The sequence below is a fragment of the Litorivivens lipolytica genome (assembly GCF_014191715.1).
Classification (GTDB): domain Bacteria; phylum Pseudomonadota; class Gammaproteobacteria; order Pseudomonadales; family Spongiibacteraceae; genus Litorivivens; species Litorivivens lipolytica.
The window spans coordinates 344,114-357,477 of the sequence record NZ_JACHWY010000001.1 but is presented as its reverse complement, the minus strand read 5'-3'; the positions used below and the strand labels follow the sequence as shown (position 1 = coordinate 357,477).

General features: G+C 56.0%; 13 protein-coding genes. 3 read left to right on the top strand and 10 right to left on the bottom strand.

Annotation, left to right across the window (positions count from 1 at the left end):
* Positions 1-12: 12 nt before the first annotated feature.
* The 5 genes from FHR99_RS01625 to FHR99_RS01605 all read right to left on the bottom strand — a co-directional run bounded on the left by FHR99_RS01625 (position 13) and on the right by FHR99_RS01605 (position 4,589).
* On the bottom strand, positions 13-984 hold the full coding sequence (locus tag FHR99_RS01625) for a PstS family phosphate ABC transporter substrate-binding protein (protein ID WP_183408799.1): 972 nt from the start codon (positions 982-984) through the stop codon (positions 13-15).
* Positions 985-1,094: 110 nt separating this feature from the next.
* On the bottom strand, positions 1,095-2,405 hold the full coding sequence (phoR, locus tag FHR99_RS01620; protein WP_183408798.1) for a phosphate regulon sensor histidine kinase PhoR: 1,311 nt from the start codon (positions 2,403-2,405) through the stop codon (positions 1,095-1,097).
* Positions 2,406-2,411: 6 nt separating this feature from the next.
* Positions 2,412-3,116 (bottom strand): phosphate regulon transcriptional regulator PhoB, encoded by a 705-nt coding sequence (gene phoB, locus FHR99_RS01615; protein WP_183408797.1) that lies wholly within the window; start codon positions 3,114-3,116, stop codon positions 2,412-2,414.
* Between the two features lie 131 nt (positions 3,117-3,247).
* Positions 3,248-4,093: an SPFH domain-containing protein gene (locus tag FHR99_RS01610; RefSeq protein WP_183408796.1), complete on the bottom strand. Its 846-nt coding sequence runs from the start codon at positions 4,091-4,093 to the stop codon at positions 3,248-3,250.
* Between the two features lie 34 nt (positions 4,094-4,127).
* The gene (locus tag FHR99_RS01605; RefSeq protein ID WP_183408795.1) at positions 4,128-4,589 is read right to left on the bottom strand and encodes an NfeD family protein; all 462 of its coding nucleotides are present in this window, start codon (positions 4,587-4,589) and stop codon (positions 4,128-4,130) included.
* A 130-nt stretch (positions 4,590-4,719) separates the two neighbouring features.
* On the opposite strand from FHR99_RS01605, the gene FHR99_RS01600 reads away from it, so the two are divergent.
* Positions 4,720-6,870: a YgiQ family radical SAM protein gene (locus FHR99_RS01600; protein WP_183408794.1), complete on the top strand. Its 2,151-nt coding sequence runs from the start codon at positions 4,720-4,722 to the stop codon at positions 6,868-6,870.
* Between the two features lie 199 nt (positions 6,871-7,069).
* Positions 7,070-7,276: a cold-shock protein gene (locus tag FHR99_RS01595; RefSeq protein WP_183408793.1), complete on the top strand. Its 207-nt coding sequence runs from the start codon at positions 7,070-7,072 to the stop codon at positions 7,274-7,276.
* Positions 7,277-7,354: 78 nt separating this feature from the next.
* Here FHR99_RS01595 and rlmKL read toward each other — a convergent pair whose 3' ends face one another.
* Positions 7,355-9,538, bottom strand: a complete 2,184-nt coding sequence (gene rlmKL / locus FHR99_RS01590) for a bifunctional 23S rRNA (guanine(2069)-N(7))-methyltransferase RlmK/23S rRNA (guanine(2445)-N(2))-methyltransferase RlmL (RefSeq protein WP_183408792.1) — start codon at positions 9,536-9,538, stop codon at positions 7,355-7,357.
* A 263-nt stretch (positions 9,539-9,801) separates the two neighbouring features.
* Between rlmKL and rmf the strand changes: the two genes are divergently transcribed.
* Complete coding sequence (gene rmf / locus FHR99_RS01585) at positions 9,802-10,005, top strand: ribosome modulation factor (protein ID WP_183408791.1); 204 nt, start codon at positions 9,802-9,804, stop codon at positions 10,003-10,005.
* A gap of 79 nt (positions 10,006-10,084) precedes the next feature.
* Here the strand turns inward: rmf and rluB are convergent, their stop codons facing one another.
* The 4 genes from rluB to FHR99_RS01565 form a co-directional block, all read right to left on the bottom strand.
* Entirely contained in the window at positions 10,085-10,909 is an 825-nt protein-coding gene (rluB, locus tag FHR99_RS01580) for a 23S rRNA pseudouridine(2605) synthase RluB (RefSeq protein ID WP_183408790.1), read from the bottom strand.
* Positions 10,906-11,718, bottom strand: a complete 813-nt coding sequence (gene scpB / locus FHR99_RS01575) for an SMC-Scp complex subunit ScpB (RefSeq protein ID WP_183408789.1) — start codon at positions 11,716-11,718, stop codon at positions 10,906-10,908. The genes rluB and scpB overlap by 4 nt, the downstream gene beginning before the upstream one ends.
* A 2-nt stretch (positions 11,719-11,720) precedes the next feature.
* Positions 11,721-12,551: a segregation and condensation protein A gene (locus tag FHR99_RS01570; RefSeq protein WP_246386498.1), complete on the bottom strand. Its 831-nt coding sequence runs from the start codon at positions 12,549-12,551 to the stop codon at positions 11,721-11,723.
* Positions 12,552-12,737: 186 nt separating this feature from the next.
* Positions 12,738-13,364, bottom strand: coding sequence for an L-threonylcarbamoyladenylate synthase (locus FHR99_RS01565; RefSeq protein WP_183408788.1), 627 nt, complete (start codon positions 13,362-13,364; stop codon positions 12,738-12,740).

Genomic DNA, 13,364 nt, shown 5'->3' with positions numbered 1-13,364 from the left:
ATCAGACCAGGCTTACAAACCCAGCGATTTCAGCGTCTTCTCCGCCACTTTCGCTGGCAGCGGGATGTAGCCATCTTTCACCACGACTTCCTGACCCTGCTGGGACATCACCATCTTGATGAACTCCTGCTCCATCGGGCTCAGCGGCTTGTTCGGCGCCTTGTTGATGTAAACATAGAGGAAGCGAGACAGCGGGTAGTTACCTTTAACGGCATTTTCCGGGGTCGCCTCAATGAAGTTGTCGCCCTTTTTGCTCAGCGGAACCGTGCGGACGCTGGAGGTCTTGTAGCCAATACCGGAGTAGCCCACACCGTTAATCGAAGTAGCGACGGACTGCACTACAGAGGCAGAACCGGGCTGCTCGTTCACAGTGTTCTTGAAGTCGCCCTTACACAGGCCTTTTTTCTTGAAGTAGCCATAGGTACCCGATACCGAGTTGCGGCCAAACAGCTGTACATCGCGGTTTGCCCAGGCACCGGTCATACCGATGTCACCCCAGACGTCGATGCTCTTTTTCGCACCACACTTAAGCGTGCTGGAGAAGATCGCATCAACCTGCTCAATCGTCATACCCTTGATGGGGTTATCCTTGTGTACGAATACTGCCAGCGCGTCAATGGCGACGGGCACGGCAGTGGGCTTGTAGCCGAATTTACTTTCGAAGGCTTCGATTTCCTTGTCCTTCATCTTGCGGCTCATGGGCCCCATGTTGGAGGTGCCTTCAGTCAAAGCCGGCGGCGCGGTCGAAGAACCTGCAGCTTGAATCTGGATATTGACGTTCGGGTACAGGCGTTTGAATTCTTCGCCCCACAGGGTCATCAGGTTTGCCAGGGTGTCAGAACCGACACTGGACAGGTTGCCGGATACACCGGAGGCCTTCTGGTAAACAGCCAGATTCGGATCGACCGAACTGGCAGACGCCAGATTGATGGTCAGGGCCGCGGCGGCCACTGCTGTCTTGCTGAACCATTGTTTAAGTTTCATTACCGTCTCCTGAGTGTCGGTCGTAATCGTTTTACAGCCGCCACATTAATACAAGTTTGTTACACTAAAATGACAGATAACATTCTAGACACAGATTCGTCACAAACCCGTCATCCGCTCACCAGTTGACGCTGCTGGACCGCAGAACGGGGAAATACGCAGGTAAAGGTACTGCCCCGCCCCGGCTGACTCTTGATCTTCAGCTCGCCCTGATGACGCAGCAGGATATGCTTGACGATGGCCAGCCCCAGCCCGGTACCCCCGGTATCCGTGGAACGGCTCTGATCCACCCGGTAAAAGCGCTCCGTAAGCCTCGGCAGATGCTGGGGCTCGATACCAATACCGGTGTCGGCCACTTCGAAATAGGCATGATCCCGATCCGCATACCAGCGCAACGTAATCCTGTCCCCGTCACGGGTATAGCGAGCGGCGTTGACCGCGAGATTGGAGAAGGCGCTTTGAATCTCCTTGCTGTCGCCGATCAGGTTCAGGGTCTCATCGCACTGAACAGTCACTTCCCGTGAGCCTGTAGCGGCCGCGTGGATCTCTTCGCGAATAGCCTCAATCAGCGACGTGACGATGATGGTGTCTCGCTGTTTGCCGACAGGGACAGCTTCCAGCCGGGACAGGGTCATCAGATCCTGCACCAGATTCTGCATGCGCAAAGCCTGCCCTGTCATCTGGCCGATAGCCCGCTCACTGGGCGTACCCGGCTCGGTCTGGGCCGCCAGAATCTCCAGATAGCCATTGATCACCGTCAAGGGCGTGCGCAGCTCGTGAGAGACATTGGCAACAAAATCCTTTCGCATCTGTTCCAACTGCACGGTGCGAGTAATATCCCGAGCGAACAGCAAACGATTATCGCGCCCAAAAACCGACACGGAGACGCTCAGCTTCACCTGACTATTAACCGGTGACGCCATCTGAAAACGGTCTTCGTAGTCGCGGGACTCAAAGAAGCGAATAAATTCGGGAGAGCGGACCAGGTTCACCAGCAGGCGACCGGTGTCATCGGGATGACGCAAACCCAACAGCGTGTGGGCCGCCTGATTGGACCACTCGATAGCGCCATCGGGGCTCAACATCACCACCGCATCGGCCATCGAGGAAAAAGACGCCCGCAGGTGGTCAATATTGCCCTGCAGTCGTGCGTTCACCTTGAGGGTTTCTTTCTGCACCTGAGACATAGTGTCAAACACCTGCCCCCACAGACCGCCAGACTCCGGCGGCTCTTCCTTACCGGCGCCAGAGTGCAGCCACAGGTTGAGCAGGCGCAACTGGTTTAGCGACCAAAGCGCATAGGCGATAGCCGCCCCTGCGAGAAACCAGGGCAATAGATTGAGAATAAGGCCAAAAAAGGCGGCGATTCCCAGCAACAACCCAAAACGAGCCAGCTCGGTTTTCCACCCTTGAGACGGCATACGCGGTCAGTCCAGCCCTGCAGCGGAAAAACGATAGCCGGTACCACGCACGGTCTGTATCAGCGCCCCGTAATCGCGCATGTCCGTTGCCAATGCCTTGCGCAGGCGACGGATATGAACGTCTACCGTGCGTTCCTCCACGTACACATTACTACCCCATACCTGATCCAGCAGTTGGCCGCGGCTGTAGGCGCGCTCCTGGTGCGTCATAAAAAACTTGAGCAGCTTGTATTCGGTGGGCCCCATATCGATGGGCTTGGTATCGGCGAAAACCCGGTGGCTGACCGGATCGAGTACAAGGCCATTAACTTCAACCGCATCACCTTCTTCAGGGTCCGCACTGCGACGCAGCACGGCCTTGATCCGGGCCAGCAGCTCACGCGATGAGAAAGGCTTGGTCACATAGTCATCTGCGCCAACATCCAGACCCTGAATGCGATTGTCTTCGTCATCCTTCGCCGTGAGCATAATGACAGGAATATTTCGGCTGACATCATCGCGTCGCAGGCGACGCAGTAATTCGAGGCCCGAAGTATTGGGCATCATCCAGTCGAGCAGAATCAGGTCCGGGCGGTTATCGAGAATCTGGCCGTAGGCGTCTTGGGCGTCCGTGGCCTCCATACAATTGAAACCGGCCATTTCAAGGCCGATGCGTATCATTTCCCTGATTGCGCTCTCGTCATCGACAATCAGAATGCTGCGATTTGCCATAGCTTTTCCGGTCATAATTAAGAATCACAGCTACGCATTAAAAGACTTTTTAGTGACAGTAATGTTACAACAAGTCGCAGAGATGATGACAGGCCTGTCAGGCCAGACCCGCCAACTTAGAGAGAAAATACTTAACGGCTCAAGATCCCGCGAATGGCTTCTGGCAGATCGGCGGGGAACACCACGGTTTTGGCGTTAGCAGATGAAGAGAGATTCTGTAGCGACTGAATGTACTTTTCACCCAGCAAGTACACCATCGGCAATTCTTCGTTTTTGATAGCTTCGGTCACCACTTCAATCGCTGCTGCACTGGCCTTGGCCAGTACCACCTCCGCCTGCGCATCGCGACGCGAGGCCTCCAGCCGGCCATCGGCTTCGAGAATTGCCGCCTGCTTTTCACCTTCTGCCCGGGTAACGACCGCCCGGCGCTGACGCTCGGCCGCGGCCTGCTCTTCCATTGCGCGCTGCATGGTGGGCGACGGGTTGATATCCTGAATCTCAACGGTTTTCAGGGTAATGCCCCAATCGGCAATGTCATCGGAAATCGCGGCTTTCAGCTTGGCCTTGATCTGATCGCGCGAAGACAACGCATCGTCCAGCGCCATTTCACCGATAATCGAACGCAGGGCGGTCTGCACCAGATTCTGAATGGCGATAGTGTAGTTTTCGACACCGTACACCGCCTTTTCCGGCGACACGATATTGATGTAGGCCACGGCGTTGGCAATGATCACCGCGTTGTCATGGGTAATCACTTCCTGCGAGGGAACATCGAGCACAATATCCTTGGTCGTAACCTTGTAGGCCACGGAGTCGATAAACGGCACCAGCCAGTTAAGCCCCGGATTCATGGTGGCGTAGTATTTACCCAAACGCTGCACAATATGCTTTGAACCCTGCGGTACTATTTTTACTGTTTGCGACAGAACAACCACCACAACAACCGCCAGCGTTATGACAACACTCAAGCCTTCCATCGACCCTTCTCCCCGTAAGAATATTTTTTAATGTTTATGACTGCGCTTTGGTAACTATCAACGTATTGCCCGACACGTCGGTTACGCTAACCCGGTCCCCAACGCTGAGGGTTTCCGTGCAGATAAAAGACCATTCGTCGCTACCCAGTAGCGGCACCGAAAAGCGCAAACGGCCGCGATTGGCGACATTGGCCTGCACGACCAACCCGGTCTGCCCGAGCACGGCCTCGCGCGACATGCCGGAGAGGGTTTTATCCCGAAAGCGTGGCTGAATAAATTTGAACCAGACAAAGAGGTCAGTCACCGAGAGCACCGTCCAGATCAGCAGCTCAGCGGTAAAACCCAGATCTACCGCCCAGGCCAAGGCACCCACCACCAGAGCACTCAGCCCCAGCCACAGCAGCACGAAGCCAGCGGTGAAAATTTCCAATGCGATCAGAATCAGACCCAGTACCAGCCAGTGCCAGTAGGCAACCGACGAATCAAGCCACTCCATGAAGCTCCCCAGATAAGCCTGTTGTTATATCCTGACTATTTAGCCCCGAGCCCCTGCCGCAATCAAGGATTTTCCGCCGCAAATCCCGTATACTGCGCGCTTTCGTCAACACCATCTCAGGCAGCTCGTTATGTCCGCCGCCCCACCCGCTACAGCGTCCACCACCGCCGCACCAAAACCCCTGTTCAGCTACCGCAAGTACTGGGCGGAATGCTTTGGGCCCGCGCCCTATCTGCCCATGTCCCGCGCCGAAATGGATGCACTGGGTTGGGATAGCTGCGACATCATACTGGTGACCGGCGACGCCTATGTGGACCACCCCAGCTTCGGCATGGCGGTAGTCGGCCGGGTACTGGAGGCTCAGGGCTTTCGCGTGGGCATTATCGCCCAGCCAGACTGGCAGTCGGCGGAGCCTTTCAAGGTGTTGGGCGAGCCCAATCTGTTTTTCGGCGTCGCGGCCGGCAACATGGATTCCATGATCAACCGCTACACCGCGGATCGTCGCCTGCGCCACGACGATGCCTACAGCCCGGACAATGAGGGCGGCAAACGGCCGGATCGCGCAGTCATCGTCTACTCCCAGCGCTGTCGCGAAGCCTACCGTAACACCCCAATCGTGGTCGGCTCGATCGAGGCCAGCCTGCGCCGTATTGCCCATTACGATTACTGGAGCGACAAAGTGCGTCGCTCTATTCTGCTCGACTCCCGCGCCGATCTCTTAGTCTACGGTAACGCTGAGCGAGCTATTGTCGATATCGCCCACCGCGCAGCCAATGGCGAGGCCATTCGCGAAATGCGCGACATTCGCGGTACCGCCTTTGTGCGTAAACGAATTCCGGAGGGCTGGACGGTCGTGGATTCCTCGACCGTCGACACTCCCGGACCGATAGAGCCGCCGATCAACCCCTATCAGGACACGACCGAAACCAGCGACTGCAAGACCAAGCAGGCCGATCCGGAAGAAGTGCAGGCGGTGCGTATTATCGACCCGCTCAGCGCCCGCAAGCTGAAGCTGATGGATGACCGCTGTGTGATTCGACTGCCCGACTACGAGACCGTGCGCAAGGATCCGGTGCTCTATGCACACGCCGCGCGCGTGCTGCATCTGGAAACCAATCCCGGCAACGCCAAACCCCTGGTGCAGCGTCACGGCGATCGCGAAGTGTGGCTCAATCCACCACCGATTCCGCTGACCACCGACGAACTGGACAATGTGTTTGAGCTGCCCTATCAGCGCAAACCGCACCCGGTTTACGGGAAAGCCCGCATCCCCGCCTACGAGATGATTCGCTTCTCGGTGAACATCATGCGCGGCTGTTTCGGCGGCTGCACCTTCTGCTCCATCACCGAACACGAAGGCCGCATTATCCAGAGCCGCTCACACGATTCCATCGTGCGCGAGGTCGAAAATATTCGCGATAAGACTCCCGGTTTTACCGGCGTGGTATCCGATCTTGGCGGGCCCACTGCCAATATGTGGCGACTGAACTGCAAGAGTAAAACCATCGAGGAAAACTGCCGTCGCCTGTCGTGCATTTATCCTGGCATCTGCAAGAACCTGAACACCGACCAAACGCCGCTGATTGATCTCTATCGCGATGTGCGCGAACTAGAGGGCGTCAAGAAAGTCCTGATCGCTTCGGGGCTGCGCTACGATCTGGCGGTAGAAACACCGGAATACGTCAAAGAGCTGGTTACGCACCATGTGGGTGGTTATCTGAAAATCGCCCCCGAACACACCGAAGACGGTCCGCTGTCAAAGATGATGAAGCCGGGGGTCGGCACCTACGACGCCTTCAAGAAACTTTTTGACAAATATTCCAAAGAAGCGGGCAAAGAACAATTTCTTATACCCTACTTTATCGCCGCCCATCCGGGCACCAGCGATAAAGACATGATGAACCTGGCGCTCTGGTTGAAACGCAACGGTTTCCGCGCCGATCAGGTGCAGGCTTTCTACCCCTCGCCAATGGCTAACGCTACGGCTATGTATCACTCAGAGCGCAATCCGCTGAAAAAGGTTACCCGCAAAAGTGAGCCAGTGTTTACCGCCAAAGGCCTAAAACAAAGGCGTTTACACAAAGCCTTCCTGCGTTATCACGATCCGGAAAACTGGCCGATGTTACGCGATGCGCTGAAGAGTATGGGCCGCGCCGATCTGATTGGTTTCGGTAAAAAACATCTGGTGCCACCGCGTCAGCCCGCCGGCTGGAAGCCTGCTAGAGGTAAAAACCGTATGCTGACCCAACATACCGGGCTGCCACCGCGCAAACAGCGTTAATTGATATTTGTCAAATACGCTTTTCAAATTGCCTTTAAAGTTTCATGTGCCCTGTGTATATTCAAGGTGCTGGCAATTTAAGCAGCACGGTTTTATGGTACAAGGCATCACGAAGTCGCGGTATTACCTCGTTCTGTTTGTCATAACTCCCCTGCCTGGCTCAGCATAAAAAAGTAAACAAATGAATCGAGGTTACGACATGTCAAAATCAACTGGCAAAGTGAAGTGGTTTAATGAAACCAAAGGCTTTGGATTTATCCAGCAGGAACAGGGTCCTGATGTATTTGTCCATTTTTCTGCCATTCAGGGCGACGGCTTTAAAACACTGGCCGAAGGTCAGGATGTAGAGTTTGAAGTCCAGCAAGGTCAGAAAGGTCTGCAGGCTGCCAATGTAACAGCTATGTAATACCCGACACTTTGTATTGAAAACACCAGCCTTGTGCTGGTGTTTTTGTTTGTGGGGTCTTTATCTACAGGTAGACAATTACTTGTAGAAGAAAAAGCAGTGATGAATCGGCTTACCCGGCCGTTTAAAGTCCGGATCTAATGACCAGTCTGTTCTATTTTCGACACGGTAGCGCTCGGCTAAGGCTTCCGACAATTTAAAGTCGCGGCGGTTATTGGAAAAGATCAGCAGCCCGCCGGGATTCAACACCCGCATCGCCTCGTCGACCAGCAATTCCTGATCTCGTTGTACATCCAGAACCGTTTCCGTGCGCTTGGAATTGGAGAAGGTTGGCGGATCGAGCAGAATCAGATCAAAGGTTTTGTCATTGCCTTTCAGCCACTCGACACAATCTGCCTCAATCGTATGATGACGCGCCTCACTCATACCGTTCAGCGACAGGTTCTCGCGTGTCCACTGCAAATATTTAGGCGACAGATCGACGCTTGTCGTCCATTTAGCGCCACCCATTGCGGCGTGAACGGAAGCGGTGCCGGTATAGCAGAACAGGTTCAAAAACGATCGGCCATTGGCGCGCGCAGCAATCTCCAATCGCACCCGGCGATGATCCAGAAACAGCCCGGTATCAAGAAAGTCTTTCAGGTTGACCAGAAGTTTCGCCTGACCCTCCATCACCGTTAGCGTTTCATTGCTGCGCTGTTCGCGCTGATACTGATCCTTGCCCCGCTGACGGCGGCGCTGTTTCAGTACAATGCGATCTGGCGAAATACCGGTCGCATCCGGCAAACCAGCCAGCACGTCGCGCAATCTGGCCTCAGCCTTTTCTTCCGGCACCGACGCCGGCGGGGCATATTCCGCCACAACCAGCCAATCGTTGTAGCGATCCACCGCCACCGCATACTCCGGCATATCCGCATCGTACAGTCGATAACAGCTGACCTCTTCGCGCTTCAGCCATTTCTCCAACCGCTTGCGATTTTTCTGCAGCCGATTGCTGAACATGCGCGCGCCTTCCGTCATCGGCAGGCTATTAGATTTGGCACCCTGCTCGCCCTCGCGTTGGCGAATCTGATTTTCGGGGCTCAGATCAAACAGCAGCAGCTTGGATTCGATGGAACCGTTGAGCATCCGGTATTGCTGGTGGCTATGCCAGGCCATGGCCTTGCCCAGATGGGGGTTGCCGGTAATCAATGCCGCCTGCCAGCCGATAAAATCCCGGCTCAGGGCATCGCCCAGATAGCGGTACAGATGCACCAGTGAGGCCTCATCGCCCAAGCGCTCGCCGTAAGGCGGGTTACAGACCACCAGCCCGACAGGCAGATCCGTATGGGTCGGTTTGGCAAAGTCTGATAGTTCGCGGCGGCTGACCCGCACCCGGCCGCGTAAACCGGCGCGCTCGATATTTTCCTGCGCCGTGGCCACTGCAGAACCACTTGCATCGTAGCCTCGAATCTCCGGCCACTGCCGGTCGAGGCCCTGCCGACGCCGCTCCAGCGCCTCTTCGCGAAGTCGCTTCCACAGGGCCGGCACGTGGCCCTGCCAATGATCAAAACCCCAATGACGACGCAACAGACCTGGGGCAATATCCATCGCCATCCAGGCGGCTTCTATCAGCAAAGTCCCAGAGCCACACATGGGGTCAATCAGGGCGCCGCCGCGAGCTGCCATGCCCGGCCAGTCGGAGCGCAGTAAAATCGCACTCGCCAGATTTTCCTTTAGCGGTGCCAGGCCACCACGGCTCCGGTAGCCGCGACGATGGAGACTTTCACCGGAAAGGTCCAGGGAGACTAGCGCCTTGCCCTTGCGCAGGCGGACGTGAATACGGATGTCTGGCCTCGCCTTGTCGATACTCGGGCGTTCACCACAGCGCTCCCGGAAATAATCCACAATGGCATCCTTGCAGCGCAGCACCCCAAATTGACTGTTCTTCAGCCAGGACACCTTGCCCTGAAAATCGATAGCCAGTGTCGCAGTGGGCAAGAGGTGCTCTTCCCAAGGCAGCGATTTGACGGCGGCATAGAGGGCATCGGCGCTGTTGACCTCAAACTCACCCAAGGTGAGAAAAATCCGGTTGGCCAGACGCGACCAAAGACAGGCGCGAAAAGCTGTTTCCAGATTAGCGTGAAAATAGACCGTGCCGACACTTTCGCGCAGATTGGTGGCGCCGAGACTAGCCAGCTCCGACACAAGCAAGCCCTCAAGTGACTTAGGGCAACTAGCGCGAAGGGGTAAAAGTGTCGGGGTAGCGTCAGATTCTGACAAAACGATCTCTGCCTGTTCGAGGAAACGGGGCTACAGCACCCACCATCCGTGACTTATGAAGTTACTGCCTAAGTAGGCATCAGGATATAAACAATTGGTCTTCGTCAGCAGCGAGCAAATCTGCTTATATCTTAGGTCTGCAGTGCGCAATTCTAGCACCCCTATTGGGTGCTACACAGTAAGGATTGCTGTTCCGCGTAGCTGTAGCGACTAACCTCAGTCCATTCAAGTAACGACCTTTGCATCAGGGAGAGTCACCCTCTATGAGAAGACAGAAACGCGATATGTCCGATCGAGCCTTTCACAAAGGATATCAAGCTGGATTTTCAGGTAAAAACAAAGACATGTGTCCCCATCAACAAGAAGCCTTGCGCCAACACTGGTTAACCGGTTGGCGTGAAGGTCGCCAGGATTCCTGGGAAGGCTACACTCAGGTTGAGGCCCTGCAGAAATCCTACGCGCAATAAGCGCTTTCTCCACGACCAGCAGAAGCAGACTCGCCCGCCTTTAAGGCGGGCTTTTTTTGGTCTGTGATTTCTGCCTGACTCAGCGCGGCTTGCGACCGCGCACGCGCACGGCCTTGCCACGCGGTTTGGTATCCTGCTTTTTCGGCAGTTTGCTTTTAGCGACGGGGGCCAGACCGGCCATTTCGTAGACCTTGTTGACCTCGTCCGCCGGCAGTTCCATCCACTGCCCGGCCTTGAGCTTGGGCGGCAAGAAAATGTTGCCGTAGCGAACGCGCTTCAAGCGATTCACCTGCAAACCCTGCGACTCCCACAGACGGCGCACTTCACGGTTGCGACCTTCCATAATCACCACGTAGAACCAATGGTTGATACCCTCACCACCGCCATCAACGATATCGGTGAAGCGGGCAACGCCATCGTCCAACAAAACGCCATCGACCAGCGCTTGCAGGTTTTCCTCCTTGGCCTGGCCCATAACCCGGCACAAGTATTCCCGCTCAATCACCGATGAGGGATGCATCAGTTTGTTGGCCAGCTCACCGTCCGTGGTAAACAGCAAAAGGCCGCTGGTGGTGAAATCGAGACGACCGACGGAAATCCAGCGCTCTCCTCGAGCCCGAGGCAGGCTTTCAAATACCGAACGGCGCCCTTCCGGGTCTTTTCGGCTGCAGATTTCATTGTCGGGCTTGTTGTATATCAGCACGCGCCCGCGAACACTGTCAGGGGCGGTCAATTTGATCGGTCGGCCATCCACAGAGACTCGCGCATCTTCGGTGACGCGATCGCCAAGGCTGGCTTTTTTGCCGTCGACCGTTACCCGGCCGTCGGCGATGGCACGTTCCATTTCCCGGCGAGAGCCAAGGCCGGCGCGCGCCAGAACTTTCTGAAGCTTTTCGTCACTCATTGATGGGAATTCAACTCCGAATCCTCAGTCTCGACATGGGAGTCGCTTGAGGTGGGTTCAGAAGCGTCACTGATAACAGCTTCGCTGTCTTCTGTTTCGCCATTATCTGCACTATCTACACTGAGGTCAGCAGGCTCGTCTGCCGGGCTATCGCTTTCAGCCGCCTCTTCTGCGGCTTCCGCTTCGTCATCCAGCAGTCCGCGTTCATCGCTCTGCTCACCGTTTTCGCCATTGCCAGCCGGCTGCTCGCTGTCGTCGAATTTAAGCTCGCCGGTCAGAGTATCCAGATCCTTGATGTCGGCCAGTGCCGGCAAATCGTCCAGATTGCTCATATTGAAATAGTCGAGGAACTTGCGGGTCGTGGCGTACATCGCCGGGCGACCCGGCACATCTTTGTGGCCGACCACTCGCACCCACTCGCGCTCGAGCAGGGTTTTGATGATCTGAGAGCTAACAGCCACACCGCGGATATCTTCAATATCGCCTCGGGTAATGGGCTGGCGGTAAGCGATCAGCGCCAGGGTTTCGAGCAGCGCACGGGAATAACGCTGGGGCTTTTCTTCCCACAGCCGACCAACCCACGGTGCCACATCTTCCACCACCTGAAAGCGGTAGCCACTGGCCACCTGACGCAGTTCAAAACCGCGTCCGGCGCAGTGTTCGGTCAGTTGCGACAGCGCTTCGCGAATCTGATCAATGTCCGGGCGCTCCTGCTCTTCAAACAGCTCGGCCAGCTGGGGAACCGTCAGTGGTTTACCGGCAGCCAGCAGGGCTCCTTCAAGTATGCGAATAAGTTGCTCTGTTTCCATGGTCAGGACTTGGCCTTCACGTGAATGGGCCCGAAGGCTTCCGTTTGTACGATTTCGATCAGCGATTCCTTGATCAGCTCCATCACCGCAAGGAAGGTTACGACAATACCTACGCGGCCCTCTTCTGCGGAGAACAGGGTGACAAAGGGCGTAAAGCGTTCGGTAGAGAGTCGTGCCAGCACTTCTGACATGCGCTCGCGGGTCGAGAGTTTCTCGCGCTGAACTTGATGGCTTTCAAACAGATCCGCCCGGCGCAGCACTTCACTAAGTGCCAACATCAGCTCGCGCAGATCAACATCCGGCTCCGGCCGGGTACGCTCACGCTCTGGCGGCTCAGCGCTAGCCTCAAAGATATCGCGCCCCATACGCGGCATCTCGTTGATATCTTCAGCGGCCTTTTTGAAACGTTCGTATTCCTGCAGGCGGCGGATCAGCTGGGCGCGAGGATCTTCCTCGTCGTCCTCGACTTCGCTGGAGCGCGGCAACAGCATGCGCGATTTGATCTCCGCCAGCATGGCCGCCATCAGCAGATATTCCGCCGCCAGCTCAAACTGCATGGCGTTCATCATATTGACGTAACGCATGTATTGCTCGGTGATCTGGGAAACGTCGATCTCGAGAATATCGAGGTTCTGGCGTTTGATCAGGTAGAGCAGCAAATCGAGGGGGCCTTCAAAGGCCTCGAGAAAGACCTCCAGCGCATCGGGCGGAATATAGAGATCTTTAGGTAATTCCGTTACCGCCTTACCGAGCACCACGGCAAAGGGCATCTCACCCTGCTGGGGTGATGCCGTTCGACGCAGGGCTTCCAGACTCAAGGGCGCACCACCCAGCGGACTGGGGTTCTCTGCCGGCTCCAAGGCCGGCGCCTTGGCGTCCTGTTCGGCGGTTTCGCTTTGCACTGTTATTGTATCGTCATCCACCAAAGCTATTCTCTACTGCTGAGCAGCCGTCATGTAAGTTCGGAAACCGGGCATTATACGCGCATGTGAGCGGTGGTACTATCAACCCAGCCCTTCTTATTCCGGCTCAAAAGCCGTCCAGTCACCCTGCCCTTTACGCACGATCACCGGCACCTCATCCACCAAATCAATAACGGTGGTGGGCTCCATGCCGCAGAACCCGCCGTCAATCACCAAATCCAGATCGTGCTGGAGGGTATCGCGAATATCGTAGGGGTCGGTCATGGGCATATCCTCACCCGGCAGAATCATCGAAACGCTCATTAGCGGCTCATTCAAGGATTCCAGCAACGCCAGCGCAATCGCATTGTCAGGCACCCGCAGACCGATGGTTTTGCGCTTGGGATGCAACAGGCGGCGCGGCACTTCGCCGGTTGCCTGCATGATAAAGGTATAGGGTCCCGGCGTATGCGCCTTGATCAGCCGAAAGGCGGTGTTGTCGACCCGGGCGAAGGTACCCAGCTCCGACAGGTCTCGGCAGACTAGGGTGAAGTTGTGGTTGTCATCCAGCCGCCGGATACGTCGCACCCGTTCAATGGCCGACTTGTCGCCAATATGGCAACCCAGTGCGTAACCGGAATCCGTGGGATAAACCACGACACCACCTTTGCGGATAATATCGACAGCTTGCCCGATCAGGCGCTTCTGGGGATTTTCCGGGTGAATCTGGAAGAACTGACTCAA